The following is a 24493-nucleotide window of genomic DNA, read 5'->3' as shown; positions in this document are numbered from 1 at the left end:
AACCGCTGTAAACATTACGTTTACAGCGGTTTAGCACTTATTATTAACTGATGTTAATCAGTACTTATTTGACTTCTTCGAATTCAACGTCTTCAACATTGTCACCTTGAGGCTCTCCACCTTGTGGTTGAGCAGCTTGTTGACCTTGTTCTCCTTGAGCGTACATTGCTTCTGTAGCTGTTTTCCAAGCTGCATTAATGTTGTCAAGAGCAGTTTGAATAGCTGGAATGTCTTGAGATTGGTGAGCCATTCTCAATTCAGTTAAAGCGTACTCAACAGCAACTTTATGGTCGTCTGCTAATTTGCTTCCTAGCTCTTTCAATTGACTTTCTGTTTGGAAAATCATACTGTCAGCTTCGTTTAATTTCTCAGCTCTTTCTTTAGCTATTTTGTCAGCATCAGCGTTAGCTTCAGCATCTTTTTTCATTTTTTCGATTTCTTCAGCTGTTAATCCAGAAGAAGCTTCGATACGGATATCGTGAGATTTTCCAGTTCCTTTATCAGTTGCAGAAACTTTGATGATACCATTTGCATCGATATCAAAAGTAACCTCGATTTGAGGAACTCCTCTTGGTGCTGGTGGAATACCATCTAAGTGAAAACGACCGATAGTTTTGTTATCAGCAGCCATCGCTCTTTCACCTTGCAATACGTGAATTTCAACAGATGGTTGAGAATCAGCAGCAGTAGAGAAAACTTGAGATTTTTTAGTTGGAATAGTAGTATTAGACTCAATTAATTTAGTCAATACACCACCCATAGTTTCGATACCTAAAGATAAAGGTGTAACGTCAAGTAACAATACATCTTTTACATCTCCAGATAAAACTCCACCTTGAATAGCTGCTCCAATTGCAACAACCTCATCAGGGTTAACTCCTTTAGACGCTTTTTTACCGAAGAATTTTTCAACCTCTTCAGCAATTCTTGGCATACGAGTAGAACCTCCAACAAGAATAACTTCGTCAATATCAGATGTAGTTAAACCTGCATCTTTTAATGCTTTAGCAACAGGCTCCATAGAACGTTTTACTAAAGAATCAGTTAATTTTTCGAATTGAGCTCTAGACAATTTTTTCACTAAGTGTTTTGGTCCAGAAGCCGTAGCTGTAACGTATGGCAAGTTGATTTCAGTTTCTGAAGCAGAAGACAATTCAATTTTTGCTTTCTCTGCAGCCTCTTTCAAACGTTGTAATGACATTGGGTCAAGACGTAAATCGATACCTTCTTCAGCTTTGAATTCGTCAGCTAACCAGTCAATAATTTCGTGGTCAAAATCATCTCCACCTAAGTGAGTATCACCGTTTGTAGACAATACTTCGAAAACTCCGTCTCCTAATTCAAGAACAGAGATATCAAATGTACCTCCACCTAAATCGTAAACAGCAATTTTTTGATCAGTTCCTTTTTTATCCAATCCGTAAGCCAAAGCTGCTGCTGTAGGCTCATTGATGATACGCATAACTTTAAGACCAGCAATTTCTCCAGCTTCTTTCGTAGCTTGACGTTGTGCATCATTAAAGTAAGCAGGAACAGTAATAACTGCTTCAGTTACAGTTTGACCTAAATAGTCTTCAGCAGTTTTTTTCATTTTTTGAAGTGTCATTGCAGACAATTCTTGAGCAGTATATAAACGACCATCAATATCCACACGTGGAGTATTGTTGTCACCTTTTACTACTTTGTAAGATACTCTTTTTGCTTCGTTTGTAGTCTCTGCAAAAGTGTGTCCCATAAAACGTTTAATAGAAGCAATCGTTTTTGTAGGATTCGTTACCGCTTGTCTTTTTGCAGGATCACCCACTTTAATTTCTCCACCTTCAACAAAAGCGATGATAGATGGCGTTGTTCTTTTTCCTTCTGCATTAGGAATAACAACTGCTTCGTTACCTTCCATTACAGAAACACAAGAGTTCGTAGTCCCTAAATCAATTCCGATTATTTTACCCATTTTTTTATATATTTAATTTTGATGTATACTTATTTTAACAACTCAAAGTGGCATAAGTCAATCTTTGTGCCAATATAAAAAACCAAAGTAAATTGTCAGTTTTCCTGTCCACCCATCAAAAATAATCTGACAACATGACATTTTCAAAACCTGACATTCGTGGCACACCAGTACTTTAAGTGTCATTATTAAGAGCTATTCCTGCTATCCGTTATATCTTTTACTGGCAAAAAAGCCAGAAAAAGGATACCACTACTATCAGGGCTAGTGATTTTGTGCTATTTTAAAAACTTTAGCATAATCTATTACTATAATGACTTATAAATCTCAAATCATTTTAATGAAATAGCTAAATTAGCAACTTCACAAAAAAACAGTAAAACCATAACAATGGAAAACTACAGCATCATTATATTTATTCTAGCCATAGTAATAGGTCTTTCGGTACTTGCAGATCAAATAAAATTACCCTACCCTATTTTACTAGTTATTGTAGGGATCGTTATTGGTTTTATTCCCGGAATTCCCGAAATAGAAATTAATCCCGAGATTATCTTTCTACTCTTCCTGCCTCCATTACTTTATGATGCTTCATTTAATATCTCTCCTAAAGATTTTAAAATCAACCTTAGTACTATCGGTACACTGGCAATACCATTAGTATTCCTTACTACACTATGGATTGCTGTAGTAGCACGCTACATGATCCCGGGAATGACATGGCCACTAGCATTTGTATTAGGCTCCATACTCTCTGCAACCGATGCTGTTGCCGCTATGAGCATTACCAAAGGATTAGGATTATCACATAAAACCATTACAATACTAGAAGGCGAAAGCCTTATCAACGATGCTTCGGCATTAGTAGCCTATCGCTTTGCTGTTGCAGCTGCATTAGGATATTCATTTGTAATATGGGAAGCAACATTACAATTTATATTATTACTGGGAGGTGGATTTCTGGTAGGTTTTACAATGTCTAAGATCTTAGCATTTATCCTCAAGAGAGTACATAAAAATCCAATTGTCACGATTAGCTTCATGCTACTAATGCCTTTTGTAACCTACCTTATTGCCGAGCACCTACATGTATCAGGAGTTATAGCCGTTGTAATATCTGGTCTTGGGATTGCACGTTTTAGTAATAAAATTTTTCCCGAGAGTTTAAAAAACCAATCCAAAGGTCTTTGGGACATTATTATCTTCTTGCTAAACGGATTAATTTTTATCCTAATAGGTCTTAATTTTCCTTATATCCTTAAAAACATCGATAACAATCTTATATTACCCTATATCGGCTATGCTGCAATAATAACAATTGTAGCATTATTGATCCGAATGACGAGGGTATTTCTTCAGAAATTAAATCTTCAAAAAGCATTTCAGAATAATGATAAGAAAAAAAGAAAAGTTAGCGAACACGCCCTACTCGATTCCAAAAACAGCTTCATTATAAGTTGGTCAGGAATGCGCGGAATCGTTTCTCTGGCTATTGCGATGGGATTACCCAAAAACCTCGAAGACGGAACTCCGTTTCCTCATCGTAGCGCCATAATCTTCATATCGGTCGCTGTAGTACTTTTAACGCTTATCGGGCAAGGACTTACATTACCTTGGATAGTTAAAAAGCTAAACATAAAAGGAGAATAATTATTTCAGCGTCAGACAATTTTATATTTTAATTAATTTAGACAAAGCATTTAAATTTGTAATCAACTACCTTAGCAATAAAATAATAAATGGTAAAACTTAACTATAAAAATTATCAAATCGAAGTAATCAATGATAGTGATTACGTGATAAATTCGACTGATAATTTAAGAGTTTACGATACAGTTTTCTTTCCAGGAAAAAATGATAACAATACATTTCACCCAACCAGTAAACACGGAATTATCATTAAAGAATCAGGTAATGAAATTGCAAGTGCTATAATTTGCGAAAGTGGTGGCGCAACAGCAATAACTGAAAAATCATTTATAATCGAAGATGACAAAATCTGGATTTGCGTTACTAATAAAGTGTATTGCCTAAAAATTCCAAACCTAGATTTAATATGGCGCAAAGAAATAGATTTCATAACCAATTTTTCAATACATAAAATTGAAGATGATTTTATTATTCACGGCGAACTTGATATTAAAAGAATAACCAAAAGTGGAGAAACAATATGGAGTTTTGGAGGAAGAAATATTTGGGTAAACCCAGAAGGAAAAACAGAATTTAATATAGAAAATAATCAAATTCATTTATTCGACTTTGAATCTAATGAATACATTTTAGATTTTAATGGAGAAACAATCCTAGACAATCCAAAACCAAGTTCCGAGAAAAAATGGTGGGATATCCTTAAAATAGCCCAGGAAATCAAGAAAAAATAAATCAAAACAATATAAAAATTACTATTTAGTTCGAAAACACCTCATAATCTTGAAAATTTATTATTCCAAATAGCATTAATTTAATTAAATTCGAAAAAGATTCCGATTTTAAATCATAACCTAAATATTTTTATATTGAGAAAACTATTACTTTTTTTAATACCATTCATATTCAGTTCATGTGTTACCAACTACTACTATGTAAATATAGACGAGGATACACCTATCTATGAGAACACAAATGGAACAGAATCAATTATTATAATTCCTAAAGGTTATGGCGCATACATTTCATCTGGTACAAAAAAATATAAAAAAGTAAAATGGAAAAACTATAAAGGGTGGGTTATAAATCCTGTATACAGTTATGATGAAAATTCAAAAAATTACACTAGAAACAATTCATCGCCTAATAGTAACAATACCTCCGCTAGCTATAGTAGTCCAACCAATAAAAGTACACCTGGAAAAAAAGTCCACGTGAAAAGCTACACAAGAAAAGATGGAACTTATGTTAGATCACATACAAGAAGTTCTCCAAAAAGAAGATAAAAATATAAAATTGCTAACAGAAGAGGACATAATGATTAATAAATTTGCACAGGAAAAAATTAATCTTGAGCAAATTTTAGGTTGGTTTGATAATTTTGAAACTCAAATTCAAAGAAAAATTATTAGATGGACAAGTCATTGTTTAGTACAATCTCATCCAAATGAAGAAACATCCCATAAAGCAATTGAATTAATTCCTTTAAAAAGTCATAAGAACCTAAAAATTGCTTTAGATAAGATCGAATTACTTCCTGATGATGAAATAAAAAAAACTTTTATCACATTAATTTCAATATTTAAAGCCTCAGATACAGAAAGAAGAAATACATTTTGCAAAAATGACTGTAATCATGATTGGCATAACTTAGAAAACTTCAATTAACCTCCCAAAGAATCAAATAAATTTACAAAACCGATGAAAAATACTGCATTCCTACTATTAGTATCATTAATACTCATTTCTTGTAATAAAACTACAAAAGAAAAAGTAATCGATAAATCCAAAACTAATACTGACACGCTTACAATCAACAAGACAAAAAAAACGAACGATACAATACAAAAACATCAGACTTTTAATGATACAATAGACGACTTAAACGAAAACTTAAAATTATTTGTTCCCAAAGATTATAGCGTAATCAGTATAGAATCCGGAAATCTTAATCTTGATGAATTCACAGATGCTATTTTGGTTATACGTAAGAATAGCGAAGAAACAACCTCCAACATGGATGGAGGAAAACCAGATAAAAGACCCTTACTTATTTTATTAGGTCAAAAAGATGGCACTTATAAACTAGCCTATAAAAATGATAATGCTGTGTATTGCATTGATTGCGGAGGTCTTTTTGGAGATCCTTTCACTGGAATAGCAATTAAAAACGGCTACTTTTCTGTAGAACATGGAGTTTCGGGAGGACATCATTGGGAAGACATTATTACTTTTAAATACAATAAAGCCAAAGACAACTGGTTTCTCTACAAGACTCATTATGTAAATTATAAACTTAATGACGGCAATGATGAAAATGCCGATGCACTAGTTGCTGATTATGACAAGCTACAAACAGTAAAAGATTTTGGAGAAATTCCATTTCAAAAATTTAATATATATAACGAAAAAGGATATTAAATATTCTTGAATTCGATTAATTCAACCCCCAGTTTCACACTTTATTATTATTACCCAATGAAACAAATCATATTCCTATTCCTAAGTTCATTATTAATACTTTCTTGTTCAGATAAACCTAAAAAACAAACAGAAGAAGAACCTCTTACAACAACCAGTACAGAAAGTAGCAACGAGAATAATTCTAATAATACCAGTAATAAAACAGCCATTTTTAAATGGGAAACCGAATTATGTGCAAATACAGGAACATATGATCCCGAAAAATATAGCGAAGAAGAATTAAAAAACACACGTGATTTATGGGGCTCTTTCTCAGGCGCTTATTTAAGCACCCCTACAACACCAAGTTCTACTGCCGAGGATGAAAAACTACGCCTAACTGATTTAACTGCAGAATATAATGAGAGAAAAGCGTTCTATAATCGAAAAATAATTCCATCACCTTATTGGGAAAAAAGAAAAGCAGAGAGATTACATGAGTTAGAAGATTCATACGAACTGAAAAAAATAGCTATCGAAGCTTATACCAATCCTTCTGTTTTACTAAACAACCGATTCTCTAAAAATTGTACAGAATATACAAAAGCTTTAATTTCAAATGATTCCCTCTTACTACTAAAAACCTGGAATAATTTGGCAGAAAAGCAAAAAAAGAATAATGCTAGTCCCGAAAAATTAATGGAAAGACATTTGGCTAAATATAACTCTAGAGATAGATTACTATATGCTAAACAAGAATTAATGACCTATGGTTGGTGGAATTGTGCCAATGCCGAAACTTACCAAATATACGATGATGGTTCAATGGAAAAAGAATTTAATAAACTTTTTACCAAGATAACATCTGAGTGTGACGAACCATAGTAGATAACTTTTACATTACAAAAACTCAATGAACAAAATAATATTATTCCTTTTTATTTTCATTTCATCATCGTTAATGGCTCAAAAAAGTAGCACAAAAGACAAATTTGTTGTTCAAATTAAAAAAATAAAAGGAGATTTAAACAAAGATAATTTAGCCGATTTGATTGTAGTAACCCAAGATACTATAAAACCAAAAGCTCCTTATAAACTAAACGTATTCATTGCCCAACCCAACGGTACTTTTAAGTTAATCATTTCAACAACAAAAGCTATTGATCCACAATATCCCGAAGGAAAAAATGGATATTACAACGGAAATTCCTTTTATGATATCACTATCGAAAAAGGAGTTTTAACTATTAAAAACGAACTAACAAGAGGTAATTTCGAACATAAATTTCGCTATCAGAATAATGATTTCGAATTAATAGGTTTTTCAGAAACATACTCAGATGGTCAAGGAACTATGAGAACAGTCAATTTTAATTTATCTACCGGAATACGTTTAACTACATCCGAACGTTATGATGATAGCAATGAAAAACCTACAAAAGCAGAAAAGAAAATACTAATTAGGCCTTTACCTAAATTACAGGATTTCGCGCCATTTACAACCGAATACTACTAAAGAATAATATCACAAAATCTATTTTCGTTAGTTATACTTTAACTAACACAACTATTGCTTTCCGTTTTTTATTCGTATTTTCGATATTCAAAAATAGTATTTCTTCAAATAATCAATTGATTTTGAAGAATAGATCAAAAATAACTATAAAATAGAATTAAAATGGTTTCATTTAGCAAAGAATTGTCTTTTCGTTGGTCAGATCTTGACCCTAATTTTCACTTACGTCATAGTGCATATTATGATTTTGGTGCGCAACATCGTATTGAGATATTAGAAAAACTAGGTTTAACCTTAAAAGTGATGCAGGAACAAAACTTTGGACCAATACTTTTTAGAGAAGAATGTGTTTTTAGAAAAGAAATAAAACTTTCGGACAAAATATTCATCCATACAAAAACTTCAAAAATGAAACCTGATGCATCGCGTTGGTCCATTGTGCATGAGTTCATAAATGAAGAGGGAAAACTTTGCGCAACCATTACTGTTGATGGAGCCTGGATGGATACAAAACTAAGAAAACTCGCTTCTCCTACTCCATCAATTGCAATCGAAGCTTTGAGTATTTTCCCTAAAAGTGAAGATTTTGTAGTCCTTTAAATTTTTCCTATAATGTGTAGTAATACATATAGATAACTCCATATTTTGTGTGGAATTATTATAAGATTCTAAAAAACAGTAATAATTAAAAAAAAAATAATTATGAAAAAAATAATCGTAGTTCTAATAACAATTATATCATTAATATCATGTAATAATAAAAACACACAAAATATGGATTCTAAAAATACCGAATTAGTTAAACAGTACTTTGATCATTTTAACAATCACGATTGGAAAAAAATGTCCGAAATGTATATTCCAACAGCCGAATTTAAAGACCCATCTCTAGGAAACGGAATCGTAAAACAAACTCGTGCCGAAATAGTCAAAAAATACAGTGAGTTAAACCAAATTTTCCCTGATTTGAGCGATAAAGTTATACAAGTATATCCATCGGGAGAAAACCACGTAATTGTAGAATTTGTTTCTAGTGGTACTGCAGCAGACGACTCTACTTTCGAATTACCAATTTGTACCATCTTTACAATCGAAAACGGATTAATAACAAAGGATTTTACGTACTACGACAATTTCGAAGAACAAGAATAAAGATTACATAAAAAGTAACGCGGATGACGCGGATTTGCTGAAGCAAAGACACGGATAAAAACAGATTTTTTAACTGTTATGGATTATTATATAAAAACTAGCATAATTTCTTTTAAAAAATTTCATTTTTAAATCTTATAACCAATAAATATGTACTATATTTCATTCAAATTATAATAAATTATGATGGATTTATTAAACATATAAAATTGATTATTTAAAATATGAAATTACTGCATCAACAGTTAACAGATAGTATTATTAAAACTTTTTATGAAGTATATAACGAATTGGGATATGGCTTTTTAGAGAAGGTTTATCAAAACTCTTTGTATATTGAACTAAAAAACAAAGGTTTTAAAGTTGAAGCTCAAAAGAAAATTAGTGTTTATTATAAAGGAATCGAAGTTGGAGAATATTATGCCAACTTAATAGTAGAAGATTTTATTATATTAGAATTGAAAGCTGCTGATTGCATCGTAAAAGACTTTGAAAATCAAGTTCTAAACTATTTAAGAGGCACAGATTGCGAAATTGGATTACTTTTAAATTTTGGAAAAAAACTGAATTTAAAAGAAAAATTTTCGAAAATATCCGAAAAACAAGAAAATAAAATCTGTTTTTATCCATCTTCAAACACACTATCAAACTAAAAAAATCAGTTTTTATCCGCGTCTTTGCCCTAGCAAATCCGTATAATCCGCGTCCAAAACTCGCTACCGAACTAAAAAAATTCAGTTTTTATCCGCAACTTTACCTTAGCAAATCTGTTTAATCTGGGTCCAAATACACCTCATACTAAAACCAAGCAAACCATTAAACCTAAAATGAATACCTCAATTTTAAAAACCAATATTACACTAGAAAATGAAAGAGTCCTTTTAATTCCTTTTGAAAATATAAGAAACATAGAACTCAAAGAAATTATTTATAACAATGAAATTTGGAAATACATGGGAATGTATGTAAAAGATGAAACGGATTTCGAGAATTATATTGAGAATACCATCAAGCAAAAAGAAGCAGGAATTTGTTATCCTTTTCTTATTATTGATAAACAAACTAATAAAATTGCAGGAAGTACGCGTTATGGATACCTTAATATAGCTAGCCAAAAATGCGAAATTGGATGGACATGGTACGGAACAGCATTTCAAGGAACTGGCTTAAATAAAGCATGCAAACACGAACTTTTAAATTTTGGTTTTGAACACATTGGTTTCAGACGAATCCAATTTAGTGCCGATTTGGAGAATTTAAAATCACAAAGAGCAATAGAAAAACTAGGAGCTAAAAAAGAAGGCATTTTTAGAAATAATTATATCGATGCCGACGGAAAAAGTAAAGACGATGTATATTATAGTATTATTAGCAAAGATTGGAAGGAATTAAAATGTTCAAATTTCTCAGAATTTAATTAAAATAATGTATCTTCATTAGAAACAAAAAATAAAATTCAAACAATGATTAACATCTTGAAAGACTTTAGATTAATTATTGCTATTGTAATAATACTGATTATAACAATCGTGTTAGCCACTATTGTCGACAAGCTTTTTATGCGCTTTATTCGCCGTAGAATAGGTGTTAATGACTTTGACAGTACAGGATATAAGTTTCTCAAACACCTAATCATCACAATAATTTACATTATAGGAATTGCTTTTGCTCTAATCCAGATTCCAGAACTTAAAATTATTGGGCATTCCTTATTAGCTGGAGCCGGAGTAATATCGATAATTGCTGGTCTTGCCTCTCAGCAAGCATTGAGTAACATTATGAGCGGGATATTTTTAGTGATTTTTAAACCTTTTAGAATAAACGACAAAATTACAATCAATAATTTTAGTGGTGTAGTCGAAGACATCAATTTAAGGCAGGTCGTTTTAAAAGACATGGAGAATAACCGAATCATAATTCCAAATTCGGTTATAAGCAATCAGATTATTCTAAACACAAATATGAATGATTCTAAATGCTGTAAAATAATCGAAATTGGTATTGGCTATGACTCAGATATTGATAAAGCATTAGAAATAATGAAAGATGAAGTTGCCAAACATCCTCTTTTTATAGATACCCGAACTGCTGCAAACAAGAAGAACAATGTCCCGCTAGTTGTAGCCAGAGTTGTGGCACTTAAAGATTCAAGTGTAAACTTAAAAGTTTGGGCTTGGGCCAAAGACGCTTCAGATGGCTTTGTCTTGTATTGTGATTTATTATACAGTATAAAAAAACGCTTTGATGCCGAGAAAATAGAAATTCCATTTCCACAACAAGTAATTACGGTAAAAAAAGAACTCTAAATATTACTGAAACTTCAATCCAAAATTTACTTTTTCAAAAGTGGTACTACAAGAAATAGCAAATCTTCCAGTATTAAAAGTTCCAAAGATACCTTCGACTCCATGTCCCGAATAAAAACCTCCTATAGAAAAACGATCAATCTGATATTTTAATGCAATATCATTTACCCTACTACTCAATTGCCCGAAAACTATTATTCTAGGAACAATCTCGTAACTAGCAAATACTTTAGGAGCCATTTTTTGATAGTAATCAAAACTTTCATCTGTTTCATAATCCATACTCGTAGAATGCAAATTTTCTAAACTTCCACCAATAAAAGTATTGTTTTTTGGATGCCAGGAAATACTTAATCCAGTAAATGTTCCATCATAACCACTGCGCGATTCTACGTAACCAACAGCAATTGTCGCTCTGAAATTTTCACATATTTTGCCAATATAACCAATATAAGTTCGATCAATTTCTGATTTGTTAATACCAGCACCAAGAATAATATCATCCGAACGCATTCCAAAAGCATATTGAAAATAGGTTGAATATTCGTCGTTATTCCCCGCAACAACGCTCCGTCCTTTATCAAGGTCGATATTTGGAGAAATTAGAGTAGAATTTATAACAGCGAAATCAAATGTGTTGACTTCTTGGGCAAATGTGGGGATAGAGAGCAGAAGTAAAAGTATCGTTTTTTTCATAAAACCAGTTTTAGCTTGTAACAATCTATCCCTAAGATACATATATTTTAACCATTAATACAATAAATCCTTCAAAATGCTTCATTATTCGTTAAAATGCAACATTTCACAATTACATTCACCTTAAAAAATGCTATTACTATTTTATATTACCTCATTTTTTGTTTTCATAAAAAGGAAAATATATTGTCATTAATCGTATTTTTGAGACAATAAATAATTTCAACCCAAGCACAAATTAATATGTTTACAATAGATCAAATTAAAGAAGCACATTCAAAAGTGAAAACCGGAGCCGATTTTCCAAATTATATACAAGATTTAATAACCTTGGGCGTAAAAGGATATGATACCAATGTAAATGATGGCACTGTAGAATATTATGGTGCAAACAATTATAGAGTTGCTACTAATGATAAATATGCTGAAATTAAGGTAACATCAAATGTGAATAAAGAACGCTTTTTAGAATTTTTATTATTACACCAAGATGGACAAACTGATTATATAACGTTTTGTAACCAAGCTGGAGAATGTGGCATTGCAAAATGGAGAGTAGATATTATCGAAATGACATGTACATACTATGATAAATCAGGAAATGAAATAGTAATAGAGAAAATTTAGGAATTCCCCTCTCAATGTGTTTATTAATCGAAGAAACTTCATCGTTAAAAGATTTCAAACACATTATGATGATGATCAAATTGCAGTAAGTCTTTAAATTTTTCAAATGTCAATTTTTAAATAAAAAAAATGTCAAAACAAATATCACCTGTTATAAATGCTGAAGATTTAATAGCATTACAAAAATCTGAAATTATAATTATCGATGCCCGAGCAGGAATTAATGCCAAAGAAAATTATACAACAACCCATTTGCAAGACGCACGCTATGTTGATTTAAATTTCGATTTGGCAACTGTTCCCACTGATGCTGCAAATGGAGGAAGACACCCTTTACCATCACCCGAAAAGTTTTCCAGAATATTATCAAAACTCGGCATCACACCATCGAGTCACGTAATTATATACGATGACAAAAATGGTTCGAATGCTGCAGCACGCTTCTGGTGGATGTTAAGAGCAATCGGACATGAAAAAGTACAAGTAATAAACGGCGGTTTACAAGCTGCCGTAAAAGCAGGTTTTCCTGTAAGTTCTGGAATTGAAACTTTTGCGGAAGCGGAATCATATCCTATCGCAATATGGAGATTATCTCAAGCAGATATTACCGAAATTGACAAAGCAAGCAATGATTCTGATACTATTATCATCGATGTGAGAGACAAAGACCGTTTTGATGGCTTAACAGAACCTATCGATTTAATTGCCGGACATATTCCAGGAGCTACAAATATTCCTTTTACAAGCAATTTAAACGAAGATGGTACTTATTTATCTCCAAGCGTTTTAAAGGCTAAATATCAAGATATAATTGGCAATACAAAAACCGAAAATGTAATTGTACATTGTGGTTCGGGCGTAACAGCTTGTCATACGCTACTTGCAATGGATTATGCGGGATTACCAATCCCTAAACTTTATGTAGGCTCTTGGAGCGAATGGTCCAGAAATAATCGACCGATGATTACTGCCGAAACAAAATAGAATTCTTAAATTGCGCAAATGAATACAATAGAACATTGGGACATACTTTTATCCAATACCGTTAATAAAAAAGCTTTTATTGACACGGTACTTGATGGAAATGCCGAAGGAGAATTAGCAGCTTTTAATTCCTTAAACGGAATCCTGTTTTCGGATATTGCCATTGATAAATTTATCGAGAAAGAATACCAATATGATTTGATAGAAGCTGCCGCAGAATCTAATCGAAAACTACGAACTTTCTCCTCTGGCGAACGAAAGAAAGAGTTCTTAAACTATTGCGTAAAACAGAATCCGGATTACATAATTTTTGATAATCCTCTAGATCATTTGGATCACGCATCCCGTATTACATTGGCAAAATCTCTGGAACAATTGGCAAAATCGGTTCGAATTATTCAATTGGTAAATCGTGCTGCCGATTTATTTCCTTTTATTCAGAACAAAGCTCAGATTACGGATAATTCTTTTGTTTTAAACGAAATAAAAAATACCGAAACCAATTCAAATTCAGTAAAGGTTTCCATTCCAAGGCCTGCCGAACCTACAGATTACAATGAAGATATATTAATACAAATGAATGCTGTTTCTGTAAGCTATGACGAAAGAAAAATCGTTGATGCAATTACGTGGACAATTAAAAAGAATGAATTCTGGCAACTTATTGGTCCTAATGGTTCTGGAAAAAGTACCATCTTATCATTAATATCTGGAGACAACCCAAAAGGCTACGGACAAGACTTATTTCTTTTTGGAAAGAAAAAAGGTAGCGGAGAAAGCGTTTGGGATATAAAAAAGAGAATAGGCTATTTCTCGACTTCCATGACCGATTTATTTCAGAAAAAACACAGTTTAGAACATATGATTCTTTCTGGATTTTTTGATTCTATTGGCTTGTATACCGAACCAACTTCATTACAAAAACAAATTGTATCGCAATGGCTTGACATTCTTAAAATGAGCCATTTAAAGAACAAAACATTCACACAACTTTCTATTGGACAACAACGAGTTGCATTAATAGTAAGAGCGGTTTTAAAACATCCACCTTTGGTTATTTTAGACGAACCTGTAGAAGGTCTTGATGACGAAAATGTGGCTTTGGTTATCGAACTCGTTAATCTTTTGGTCAAAGAAACAAGTATGACAATTTTATACGTTTCACATCGTATTGAACCAGACCTAACTCCTACTTCAATATTAGAATTAATCCCATCAGAAACTGGATCAATAGGAAATATAAAATCTTAATCTAACCCATTGTATATAATTAACACATAGAAACATAGATTTTCTATTCTAAAAAAAGACGTTTCACTTATTTAAAAAACATCCCGTCCCATCCCGAAGCTTAATGTCATTAAGCTAAGGAAATATATACAATGTTATACCTGATTAATCAAAGATGCAAAAAAATCATGTCTAAACTTGGCGACTTTGTTAGAAAAATTATAGCCCAAAAAGCTTAACTTAATGACATTGCCCGAAGCTTTGGGATCGGGACTAGCTATGCGAAAGAAATGTGTTTCTTTATATAATCTTTTTACACATAAATTCTATGTTTCTATGTGTTCAAATTAATTAAACCCAACAGATTAATCAACAGTAACTTTATAAGTTGGATCTTCGAGAATATCTACAATAATATTAGCATTTTTAAGCAACAATCGGCAATCCTCACTTAAATGATATAACCGAACTGTTTTATTGATTTTGGCATACCGTTCCGTAATTTTATTTACCGCATCGATAGCACTCATATCTACAATTTTACTTTCTTTAAAATCGATTATTATTTCTTTCGGATCATCCTGAACATCAAACTTCTCCATGAATCCCATTGTAGAACCAAAAAATAGAGGGCCAAATATCTCGTAATGTTTTACCCCATTATCATCAATGTATTTCCGGGCACGAATGCGTTTAGCACTTTCCCAAGCAAAAACTAAAGCCGAAATAATAACACCTATTAAAACTGCCAAAGCCAGATTATGCATAAAAATAGTAATCACAGCAACGGTAATTCCAACAAAAATATCATGTTTAGGCATTTTATTAATAATCCTAAAACTAGCCCATTCAAATGTTCCTATTGCAACCATAAACATAACGCCAACCAAAGCTGCCATTGGTAATTTTTCGATTACTGGAGCTCCAAACAAGATAATAACAAGAATAGTTAATGATGCCATAATACCCGATAAACGAGCTCTAGAACCCGCTGAGATATTTACCAGCGTTTGCGCAATCATAGGGCAACCGCCCATCCCGAAGAAAAAACCATTTACAATATTAGCACTTCCCTGAGCAATACATTCACGATTTCCGTTTCCTTTAGTTCCTGTAAGCTCGTCAACCAAGTTTAGTGTTAGCAATCCTTCAGTTAAACCTACAGAGGCCATAATTAAAGAATACGGAAAAATTAATTGTAACGTTTCCAGATTAAAATTAATATTAGGCAAATGAAAAGTTGGAAAACCACCGCTTATCGAGGCAATATCGGCAACAGTTTTTGTCTGAATCCCTAAACCGAGAACCAAACCAAAAACTACAATAATTGCTACTAACGAAGCAGGAATAGCTTTGGTGATCTTAGGAAACAAGATTACGATTGCTATGGTTAAAGTAACCAATCCTAGCATAATAAACATAGGATTTCCCGATAACCAAACCGTTTCGCCATTAACGACAGTTTTAAATTGTTTTAGCTGCGACATAAAAATCACAACTGCCAATCCATTTACAAAACCAAACATTACAGGTTGAGGTACCAATCGGATAAATTTACCCCACTTAAACACACCAACCAGAATTTGCAAAACACCAGCCAGAGCCACAGCAGCAAAAACATATTCTAAACCATGCGATTTCATTAAAGCAATCAATACAATAACAGTTGCCCCTGCTCCACCCGAAACCATCCCTGGACGACCCCCAAAAACAGCCGTAATTAATCCCATAATAAATGCAGCATACAAACCTACCAAAGGAGGAAAACCAGCAAGAATGGCAAACGAAAGCGATTCGGGAATCATAGTCATAGCCACCGTAAAGCCTGCCAGGATTTCGGTTTTATAATCTACTTTTTGTGTAAAATCAAATAAGTTAAAATATTGCTTCATTATTTAAATATAAATCTGAAAAGATGCTTATGAATAAGTTTTTTCTCACTATTAATATTTCGATAATAAGAAGATTTTTTTATATAAGCGCAACAAAAGTAACTATTTTACAGCGTATATCATCACTAATCAAACTTTGCAAAAGAGATAAAAACAACTATTTCTTTAACAAAATCTACGATTTGGTAAATTACATCATATTCCCTCGCATTCCCCATAATAACAATAGCTAAGAGTAATTTAAAAAAAATCAGCCACAGATTACACAGATTCTCACAGATTTTTTTAAATCCCTTTAATTCGTGTAATCTGTGGCAAAAACCTAATTTTAATTTCCAGCATAAAAAAGCTCCTAATTGAGGGCTACAAAGAAGAAAAGCTAGATTAAAGTTTTTTTACCATTAAGATATTAAGGCAAATTAAGAACAAACCTCGGGAGAAAATCCGTTCAATCCGTGTTTTCGCGATAGCGAATCCGCATCATCGGCGTTCCATTTAGACAATCCGACGGCAAAAAAAGCAAAACCTTAATCAATCTTAATCTCTTAATGGTTCAAAAAAATCTAAATTTTAATCAAAAAAAAGCCCCTAATCGGGGCTTTCTAATTTTATTTAACTCTCTTCGTCGTCAGTATTATGCGATTTCGAATAATTGCGCCATTTTTCAATACAATCCTGAAAATCCTGCGGAAGTTCAGTATCAAAACGCATCATTTCTCCCGTTGTAGGATGAACGAAACCAAGTGTTTTGGCATGTAAAGCTTGTCTTGGTAAAGCTTTAAAACAATTATCTATAAACTGTTTGTATTTTGTAAACGTAGTTCCTTTTAAAATCAAATGACCACCATAACGCTCATCATTAAAAAGCGGATGACCAATATGCTTCATGTGAGCACGAATCTGGTGTGTTCTACCCGTTTCGAGCTGACAAGAAATTAAAGTCACATAACCAAAACGCTCCAGAACTTTATAATGCGTCACGGCAGGTTTCCCTATTTCCGGATCAGCAAAAACAGCCATTTGCATTCTGTCTTTCAAGTGTCTTGCCAGATTACCTTCGATAGTTCCTTGCTCCTCGACAACATTTCCCCAAACCAAAGCAACATATTCTCTTTCCGAGGTTTTAGCTTCAAATTGTTTGGCAAGATGTGTCATTGCAGCTTCCGTTTTGGCAATAACCAAAAGTCCCGAAGTATCCTTATCAATTCTATGAACCAATCCCGGACGTTCGCTACTATTCATTGGCAAATTATCAAAATGATGTGCCAAAGCATGAACAAGCGTTCCGGTATAATTACCGTGTCCCGGATGCACAACCATTCCTGGCTCCTTATTGATTAACAATAAAGCGTCATCTTCGTAAACAATGTTCAACGGAATATCCTCTGGAATAATATGATTTTCATAAGGAGGATGTGATAACATCACCGTAACAACATCAAACGCTTTTACTTTGTAATTCGACTTTACAATAACGTCATTTACAAAGATATTACCTTCTGTTGCAGCATTCTGAATCTTATTTCGGGTTGCATTTTGTATTAAGCCCATCAAGTATTTGTCTATTCTTAAAGGCGCTTGACCCTTAGGAACTTCAAATCTAAAATGCTCATATAACTCTTCTTCTAAATCTAAACTATCTGTATTATTATTGTTCATTTGCTGTTTTTTCGTCTCCTGGCGTTGCTAGAGAATCTGCCGGTTGACTTTCATCTAAATAACTTGCTTTTCCATCGCCCAAAACCAAATCAATTTTTGATGATTTCAGTACGCGATCTCCCACTTTTAAGTTTCTTCCTTTGTAACGCATCTCCAAAACCATGTCTTTTCCAAGATTCGGAATATACGTAATTGTACCTTCCTGAAGACCTAATGCTTTTAGGGTTGGTACAGCTTCACGATAAGTTTTCTCAATCAAATCCGGAATACGAACCGATGAAAATCCTGAAGCATTTATTTTAATATAAATCTTTCTACCCACTTTTACTTTCGTTCCTGGCAAAGGATCTTGCTCAACAACACTATATTTTGGGAAACCACTTCTATAATCTACACTATCCAAAAGTACGTAATCCAGATCCAGTCCGTCCAATTTTGCCTCAACTTGCTCCTCAGTCAATTTTCTCAAATCGGGTACTTCAATCTCATGTCCGTGGTCGGTGGTAAATGTCAACCAATGCATAAACAAATAACCCAAAACTGCAATAATTGCAACAGCAATTAGTATTTGCGTAAAAAATACTCGGCTAGTTAGATACTTACGTAAACTCATAAATTTATTTTTATTTGTGGCAAAGATAAAGATTTCGTTTCAAAAAAAATGATAATTTTGTTTAATACAAGAAAGCAACTTGATTGTCATCCTTAACCTGTCCCTGTGACCTCCTAAGCGGAGTCAAAGACTATTATTTAGATGAGTAAATCATATATTTTGTCATTCTGAGCCGATTCGAAGAGTTAGGAGCTATTTCCCGCTATACGCTATATCTTTTTCCATGCAAAAAAGCATGAAAAAAGGATACCGCTGCTATCGGGGCTAAAAACACAAAACGTTTTCATAATAACATAATTTATCCAAAATATAAAGCTCCACAGCTTAGATTAAACAAATTAAAAATCTGTGTAAATCCATTTAATCTGTAGCTAAAACATTAACAAATCAAACTTTAAACTAAAATTTAAAATGAAAAACATTGCCATCATCATGGGAGGATATTCTAGCGAATATCAAATATCACTAATCAGCGGAAATGTAGTATACCAATACCTTGATAAAACCAAATACAATGGTTTCCGAATCCATATTTTTAAAGAAAAATGGGTTTATGTAGATGAAAAAGATGCCGAATTCCTAATCGATAAAAATGACTTTTCAGTAACTGTAAATGGAACAAAAACCACTTTCGATTGTGTGTTCAATGCCATACACGGAACTCCAGGCGAAGACGGATTAATGCAAGCCTATTTTGAGTTATTGCACATACCGCAAACCTCATGCGATTATTACCAAGCAGCCCTAACGTTTAACAAACGTGATTTACTTTCAGTTTTAAAACCATACGGAATAAAAACTGCCATTTCATATTACCTAAACAAAGGAGACATTATCAATACCGACGAAATTGTAAAAAAAGTAGGTTTGCCATGTTTCGTAAAACCAAACAAAGCAGGTTCAAGCTTTGGAATTTCGAAAGTAAAAACTGCAGCCGAACTACCAATCGCAATAGAAGTTGCGTATAAAGAAGATAATGAAATCATCATCGAAAGCTTCCTGGACGGAACCGAAGTTTCAGTTGGAGTAATTAACTACCAAGGAAAAGTTATCGTATTACCAATCACAGAAATTGTTTCCGACAATGATTTCTTCGATTACGAAGCCAAATACGAAGGGAAATCACAAGAAATCACACCAGCGAGAATCTCAGACGAAATGACGCAAAAAGTAAGCGAAGTTGCAAAACGTGCTTACGAAGTCTTAAAAATGAAAGGATTCTCAAGAAGCGAATTCATCATCGTCGACAACGAACCATATATGCTCGAGATGAACACAATACCGGGTTTAACAACCGAAAGTTTGATTCCGCAACAAGCCAAAGCAGCCGGAATTTCACTAGAAGATTTGTTCACAAACTCAATTGAGTTAGCTTTGGCGTAGCCGAAATAATTTCCTTTTATTAATAAAATCAAAGTACAGATACTATTTTGCAAAGAAATTTTAAAGTTTTAAAGAATCTCAAATTAGATAATTATTATTGCCCTTTGTGCAATACAAAAACTAAACTTAATCTTTTAGTAAAAGGTGGTTTTATTAGTGTTTTTTTTATACCAATATTACCAATTAAAAAAGATTACACCCTTAATTGCGATAACTGTCAAAAAAGCATTCAAAAAAACAGTCTAAACCACATAGAAAAAGAAAAAGTAATTAATGCTTTTAAAAGTACTGAGTATAAAATTCCTTTTCTTCATTTTACAGGCTTTTTGATATTATTATCCGTACTAAGTTTTGCAATTTATACTGGAGTTGAAGCAACCAAAGAAGAAAAGATACATATACGTAATCCAGAAATTGGAGATTTATATCGTATTAAAACCCCAACTGGATATACAACTTTTAAAGTAAACAAAGTACTAAAAGACAGCGTATATGTTTTTATCAATAACATGGAAACTACAGGTTATAGTGGTATTGATAAAATCAATATTAATGAAAATTATAATGAATTACGTTCATTTTCCAAACCCGAACTATTAAAAATGTATGACCAAAATATAATATACCAAATTGATAGAGAAATCTTAGAACCTTAAGTACCACTAAAATTTAGAAACTCTAAAAAAAACCTTAGAACCTTTGCTACTCTAAACCTCTGAACCTTAAAAAAAATGAGAAAAGCCATATTCCCGGGATCATTTGATCCAATTACACTTGGACACGAAGACATCATAAAACGAGGAATTTCTCTATTTGATGAAATCGTAATTGCAATTGGTGTAAATGCCGAAAAAAAATACATGTTTTCACTCGAAGAAAGAAAGCGATTTATCGAAGAAACCTTCAAAGACGAGCCCAAAGTAACCGTAATAACCTACGAAGGTCTTACGATAGATTTGTGTCATAAACTAAAAGCACATTTTATATTAAGAGGATTGCGTAATCCAGCCGATTTCGAATTCGAAAAAGCAATCGCACATACCAACAGACGCTTATCCAAAATTGAAACCGTATTTTTATTAACAGCTGCAAGAACATCATACATAAGCTCAAGCATCGTTCGTGATGTATTACGAAATGGCGGAGAATACGAAATGTTGGTTCCAGATGCTGTTAGAGTGAAGAAGTAAATATTTTGCGTAAGTCATTGCGAGGAACCAACATACTAAATGAGATTGCTTCGTTCCTCGCAAAGACAAAACGAAAAAATCCTTTTAATCCTATCTAATTCTTTGTCAAAGGAACGCGGATTAAACAGATTCGCTATCGCGAAAACACGGATTAAACGGATTTTTCATCTATTATTTTTTTAAATCCGTTTTTCATCCGCGTTTTTACTTTTGTAAATCCGTATTATCCGCGTTCCTCTATAGACAATTTAGGTTAGTAACTATTCACCAAAGCCCCAAACAGGCTTTCTTTACCCGAAACTGTAAGCCGAACAGACAAAGTAAATCTGTGGCAAAAAACCAACAAAAAATATAAATTTGCCACCCTCCTAAATTATAAGTAAATTCGCATTTTCAAATAAACTATTAAAAAATGAGCATAGAAAGAGAATTAAACAAACGTAGTGGATCTAAATGTGAACTTTGTGGCGCAACCGAAAACCTAAAAGTATATCAAGTTTTACCTACCCAAAAAGGCGGAATTGATGAAAGCGTAATGGCTTGTAGCACCTGTGTAGATCAAATAGAGAATCCAGATAACGTAGATTTAAATCATTGGAGATGTTTAAACGACAGTATGTGGAACGAGAATGTTGCCGTACAAGTTGTAGCTTGGAGAATGTTAAGCCGTTTACGCGCTGCAGGATGGCCACAAGAATTGCTTGACATGATGTATCTAGACGAAGATACCCTGGCATGGGCACAAGCAACTGGAGAAGGAGAAGATGATGAAAACAAAATTATTCACCGTGATAGTAATGGAGTAATTCTAGAACACGGAGATTCTGTAGTTTTAATTAAAGACTTAAAAGTAAAAGGATCTAGTATGGTTGCCAAACAAGGAACTGCTGTACGTAACATCCGTTTAGATCATGAAAATGCCGAATACATTGAAGGAAAAGTAGATGGTCAGCAAATTGTAATTATCACACAATACGTGAAGAAAATATAGTTACAGTATTCAGTTTACAGTCACAGCACTCAAAACTGAATACTGAAACTGAGCACTATAAACTAAAAAAAAGAGGCTATTCAAATCAGGAAACTATCCTTTTTTTTATACCGATAAGTCTAAATTATTTTTGAAATAATTTATTTACCTGATCTTTTGTTAAAGCCTCAGAAACATTGTTTGAGTTACCCTCTTTATTCGAAACCATAAATTGAACTGTAGGTTTATCAACACTTGCCGTGTAATGTAACCAAACATAATTGTTAGGTAATTCTAATTTGATATCATACAAAGGAGTTGCTGTAAAACCGTTTGCGATAATATTGTAAAGACTAAGGTAATCATTATCAATATTTTTAAAAGTGAATTTTCTTAAAGTATTATTTTCATCATCACTTTGGATACAGTTGTAAAACACAGTGTATTCATCTCCAATTTTTTGGATATAATTATTGTTTACTTTACCTAATTTTTCAACTGGTACAGTTGCAATAACTTTAATTTGAGCAAAGGATGCAAAACTTAAAAACAAAACAGCAATAGTAATAATTCTTTTCATAATATTATTTGGGGTTTATTTATTTTATGGAGCAAACATAATAATAAAAAAATTTAACTCCTTTCTTGTATCGTTAATTTATTGACATTAAATATAAATTAATGTTTATAATTATTCGTTTTCAGAAACAACAAAACAGTAACCATTTGTTTTTAAATCAATTACTCCTCTTCTTTCTTAATTACTTTTCTAGCTACTTCAATTTTAAATTTCTTGCCTTTCATCTTCTCCTCCTTGATATTTTGAAGCAAATCTTTTACTTTATTAAATTTTACAGCAGCAAACGAAATAAAATCTTTCACTTCTATTAATCCTAAGTCCCCTTTTTCCAGTTTTCCTTTTTGAGAAAAGAACCCAACAATATCTATTTTATTAAGCTTGTTCTTCTTACCGCCGCTAATATATATTGTTTGGAATTCTGGTGGTTTAGGCAAAGTCGTAGCATTGTCGACCTTTAAAACATCCATATCGTAGTTAATATAATCCAATTTCTTTTCGCTTTCATGAACAAGAATATAAGCCGTTCCCGATGCAAGCATACGAGCAGTACGCCCATTACGGTGCGTAAACTCATCTTCTTTAGACGGTAAATGATAATGGATAACATGGTTCATCTCAGGAATATCAAGACCACGCGCTGCAAGATCCGTTGTAATTAAATAACTCACACTACCGTTTCTAAACTGAATCAAAGCACGCTCACGCTCATCCTGATCCATTCCGCCATGATAATAAGTTGCGTAAATACCTTTTTCATTAAGCGTATCACTAATACGCTCGGCAGCATCACGGTGGTTACAGAAAATAATAGCCGATTGCGATTTTAAAGAGCAAATCAGGTTAAACAAACTTCCTATTTTGTCTTTGAATGGAGAAACAACCATTTTCATCGAAAGATTGGATTTATCCTCCTCTTCAGGAATAAAATCTAAAATCGTTGGATTAATTACTCTTGTATATTTTGGAATTTCAATATCCGATGTAGCCGAAACCAACACACGTTTGTTTAATTTAGGAAGTTTACCAATGATAAAAGACATTTGCTCATGGAAACCCAATTGCAATGATTTATCAAATTCATCTAAAATTAAAGTCTGAATTTTATCCAATCGGAAAGTACCTCTCTCGATATGATCCGCAATTCTTCCCGGAGTTCCTATTAAAACTGCTGGTGGATTGCTTAAATTCTTAATCTCTGTATCTATAGAGTGACCTCCATAACAGATATTAACTTTGTAATCCGTTCCCATTTTCTTCCAAACCTGTTCAATTTGCAATCCTAATTCTCTTGAAGGAACAAGGATTAAACATTGTACAGAAAGGATTTCGGGTTGTAATAATTCTAAAACTGGCAGTAAAAAAGCTAATGTTTTTCCTGATCCAGTTGGAGAAAGTAGTAAAACATTATTGTCGTTCAGGATAGCATCCTGAGCAACTTCTTGCATTTCGTTTAGGCTTTCGATACCTAAATTCAAAAGTATATTATTCGAATGGTGTTTCTTATTCATTTTGCAAAAGTAACTAAAAAGTTGCAGTGTACAATTTTTAGTATTCAGTTGCAGTATTCAATCACAGTTTCTCATTGCAATAAAGCTTTACAGACTTTATAGTAAAAAATAACTTAGTATAAAATTTAACCGTAAAATTTCAAGCTAAATGGTCGTTTATTTTACCGCAAAGGATACAAAGTTTTA

At 32.8% G+C, this 24493-nt stretch carries 26 protein-coding genes; 19 read left to right on the top strand and 7 right to left on the bottom strand.

Annotated elements, in window-relative coordinates; translation table 11 throughout:
• Positions 1–64: 64 nt before the first annotated feature.
• On the bottom strand, positions 65–1951 hold the full coding sequence (gene dnaK / locus OIU83_RS10555) for a molecular chaperone DnaK (RefSeq protein WP_264206221.1): 1887 nt from the start codon (positions 1949–1951) through the stop codon (positions 65–67).
• Positions 1952–2341: 390 nt separating this feature from the next.
• Here dnaK and OIU83_RS10550 point away from each other — a divergent pair, with 390 nt between their 5' ends.
• From OIU83_RS10550 to OIU83_RS10495, 12 genes are all read left to right on the top strand, one after another.
• Entirely contained in the window at positions 2342–3601 is a 1260-nt protein-coding gene (locus OIU83_RS10550; protein WP_264206220.1) for a Na+/H+ antiporter, read from the top strand.
• A gap of 89 nt (positions 3602–3690) precedes the next feature.
• Positions 3691–4332 carry a hypothetical protein gene (locus OIU83_RS10545; protein ID WP_264206219.1) on the top strand — a complete coding sequence of 214 codons (642 nt, stop codon included), beginning with the start codon at positions 3691–3693 and terminating at the stop codon, positions 4330–4332.
• A gap of 135 nt (positions 4333–4467) precedes the next feature.
• Positions 4468–4884, top strand: coding sequence for a hypothetical protein (locus tag OIU83_RS10540; RefSeq protein WP_264206218.1), 417 nt, complete (start codon positions 4468–4470; stop codon positions 4882–4884).
• The gene (locus OIU83_RS10535) at positions 4844–5266 is read left to right on the top strand and encodes a DUF5958 family protein (protein WP_264206217.1); all 423 of its coding nucleotides are present in this window, start codon (positions 4844–4846) and stop codon (positions 5264–5266) included. Before OIU83_RS10540 ends, OIU83_RS10535 begins: the two co-directional genes overlap by 41 nt.
• Before the next feature lie 33 nt (positions 5267–5299).
• Positions 5300–6019, top strand: coding sequence for a hypothetical protein (locus OIU83_RS10530; protein WP_264206216.1), 720 nt, complete (start codon positions 5300–5302; stop codon positions 6017–6019).
• A gap of 57 nt (positions 6020–6076) precedes the next feature.
• Positions 6077–6886, top strand: coding sequence for a hypothetical protein (locus OIU83_RS10525; RefSeq protein ID WP_264206215.1), 810 nt, complete (start codon positions 6077–6079; stop codon positions 6884–6886).
• 28 nt (positions 6887–6914) lie between these two features.
• Entirely contained in the window at positions 6915–7517 is a 603-nt protein-coding gene (locus tag OIU83_RS10520) for a hypothetical protein (RefSeq protein ID WP_264206214.1), read from the top strand.
• Between the two features lie 162 nt (positions 7518–7679).
• Positions 7680–8117, top strand: coding sequence for an acyl-CoA thioesterase (locus OIU83_RS10515; protein WP_264206213.1), 438 nt, complete (start codon positions 7680–7682; stop codon positions 8115–8117).
• 102 nt (positions 8118–8219) lie between these two features.
• Complete coding sequence (locus tag OIU83_RS10510) at positions 8220–8669, top strand: nuclear transport factor 2 family protein (protein ID WP_264206212.1); 450 nt, start codon at positions 8220–8222, stop codon at positions 8667–8669.
• A gap of 224 nt (positions 8670–8893) precedes the next feature.
• The gene (locus OIU83_RS10505) at positions 8894–9322 is read left to right on the top strand and encodes a GxxExxY protein (RefSeq protein WP_264206211.1); all 429 of its coding nucleotides are present in this window, start codon (positions 8894–8896) and stop codon (positions 9320–9322) included.
• 174 nt (positions 9323–9496) lie between these two features.
• A complete protein-coding gene (locus OIU83_RS10500; RefSeq protein WP_264206210.1) occupies positions 9497–10090 on the top strand; it encodes a GNAT family N-acetyltransferase in 594 nt (197 codons plus the stop codon).
• 42 nt (positions 10091–10132) lie between these two features.
• Positions 10133–10975 (top strand): mechanosensitive ion channel family protein, encoded by an 843-nt coding sequence (locus OIU83_RS10495; protein ID WP_264206209.1) that lies wholly within the window; start codon positions 10133–10135, stop codon positions 10973–10975.
• Between the two features lie 3 nt (positions 10976–10978).
• Here OIU83_RS10495 and OIU83_RS10490 read toward each other — a convergent pair whose 3' ends face one another.
• Positions 10979–11671, bottom strand: coding sequence for a hypothetical protein (locus OIU83_RS10490; RefSeq protein ID WP_264206208.1), 693 nt, complete (start codon positions 11669–11671; stop codon positions 10979–10981).
• Between the two features lie 243 nt (positions 11672–11914).
• On the opposite strand from OIU83_RS10490, the gene OIU83_RS10485 reads away from it, so the two are divergent.
• The 3 genes from OIU83_RS10485 to OIU83_RS10475 all read left to right on the top strand — a co-directional run bounded on the left by OIU83_RS10485 (position 11915) and on the right by OIU83_RS10475 (position 14533).
• On the top strand, positions 11915–12298 hold the full coding sequence (locus OIU83_RS10485; protein ID WP_264206207.1) for a DUF1398 domain-containing protein: 384 nt from the start codon (positions 11915–11917) through the stop codon (positions 12296–12298).
• Between the two features lie 129 nt (positions 12299–12427).
• Positions 12428–13282 carry a sulfurtransferase gene (locus OIU83_RS10480; RefSeq protein ID WP_264206206.1) on the top strand — a complete coding sequence of 285 codons (855 nt, stop codon included), beginning with the start codon at positions 12428–12430 and terminating at the stop codon, positions 13280–13282.
• Between the two features lie 18 nt (positions 13283–13300).
• On the top strand, positions 13301–14533 hold the full coding sequence (locus OIU83_RS10475) for an ATP-binding cassette domain-containing protein (RefSeq protein ID WP_264206205.1): 1233 nt from the start codon (positions 13301–13303) through the stop codon (positions 14531–14533).
• Between the two features lie 344 nt (positions 14534–14877).
• On the opposite strand, the gene OIU83_RS10470 is transcribed toward OIU83_RS10475, so the two are convergent.
• The 3 genes from OIU83_RS10470 to OIU83_RS10460 all read right to left on the bottom strand — a co-directional run bounded on the left by OIU83_RS10470 (position 14878) and on the right by OIU83_RS10460 (position 18676).
• Positions 14878–16404, bottom strand: coding sequence for a SulP family inorganic anion transporter (locus OIU83_RS10470; RefSeq protein ID WP_264206204.1), 1527 nt, complete (start codon positions 16402–16404; stop codon positions 14878–14880).
• Positions 16405–17016: 612 nt separating this feature from the next.
• Positions 17017–18063 carry an RluA family pseudouridine synthase gene (locus OIU83_RS10465; RefSeq protein ID WP_264206203.1) on the bottom strand — a complete coding sequence of 349 codons (1047 nt, stop codon included), beginning with the start codon at positions 18061–18063 and terminating at the stop codon, positions 17017–17019.
• On the bottom strand, positions 18053–18676 hold the full coding sequence (locus OIU83_RS10460) for a PASTA domain-containing protein (protein WP_264206202.1): 624 nt from the start codon (positions 18674–18676) through the stop codon (positions 18053–18055). Before OIU83_RS10460 ends, OIU83_RS10465 begins: the two co-directional genes overlap by 11 nt.
• A gap of 411 nt (positions 18677–19087) precedes the next feature.
• Between OIU83_RS10460 and OIU83_RS10455 the strand changes: the two genes are divergently transcribed.
• From OIU83_RS10455 to OIU83_RS10440, 4 genes are all read left to right on the top strand, one after another.
• Positions 19088–20059, top strand: coding sequence for a D-alanine--D-alanine ligase (locus OIU83_RS10455; protein ID WP_264206201.1), 972 nt, complete (start codon positions 19088–19090; stop codon positions 20057–20059).
• Positions 20060–20163: 104 nt separating this feature from the next.
• Entirely contained in the window at positions 20164–20715 is a 552-nt protein-coding gene (locus OIU83_RS10450) for a zinc ribbon domain-containing protein (protein ID WP_264206200.1), read from the top strand.
• A 75-nt stretch (positions 20716–20790) separates the two neighbouring features.
• A complete protein-coding gene (coaD, locus tag OIU83_RS10445) occupies positions 20791–21249 on the top strand; it encodes a pantetheine-phosphate adenylyltransferase (protein WP_035622952.1) in 459 nt (152 codons plus the stop codon).
• A 412-nt stretch (positions 21250–21661) separates the two neighbouring features.
• A complete protein-coding gene (locus OIU83_RS10440; protein ID WP_264206199.1) occupies positions 21662–22240 on the top strand; it encodes a PhnA domain-containing protein in 579 nt (192 codons plus the stop codon).
• A 124-nt stretch (positions 22241–22364) separates the two neighbouring features.
• On the opposite strand, the gene OIU83_RS10435 is transcribed toward OIU83_RS10440, so the two are convergent.
• Positions 22365–22799 carry a hypothetical protein gene (locus tag OIU83_RS10435; RefSeq protein ID WP_264206198.1) on the bottom strand — a complete coding sequence of 145 codons (435 nt, stop codon included), beginning with the start codon at positions 22797–22799 and terminating at the stop codon, positions 22365–22367.
• Between the two features lie 161 nt (positions 22800–22960).
• A complete protein-coding gene (locus OIU83_RS10430; protein ID WP_264206197.1) occupies positions 22961–24307 on the bottom strand; it encodes a DEAD/DEAH box helicase in 1347 nt (448 codons plus the stop codon).
• Between the last annotated feature and the right edge of the window lie 186 nt (positions 24308–24493).

Source organism: Flavobacterium shii (assembly GCF_025847235.1).
Classification (GTDB): Bacteria; Bacteroidota; Bacteroidia; order Flavobacteriales; family Flavobacteriaceae; genus Flavobacterium; species Flavobacterium shii.
Note: the sequence above shows the minus strand (reverse complement) of the source record. Positions and strands in the feature narration are given on the sequence as shown.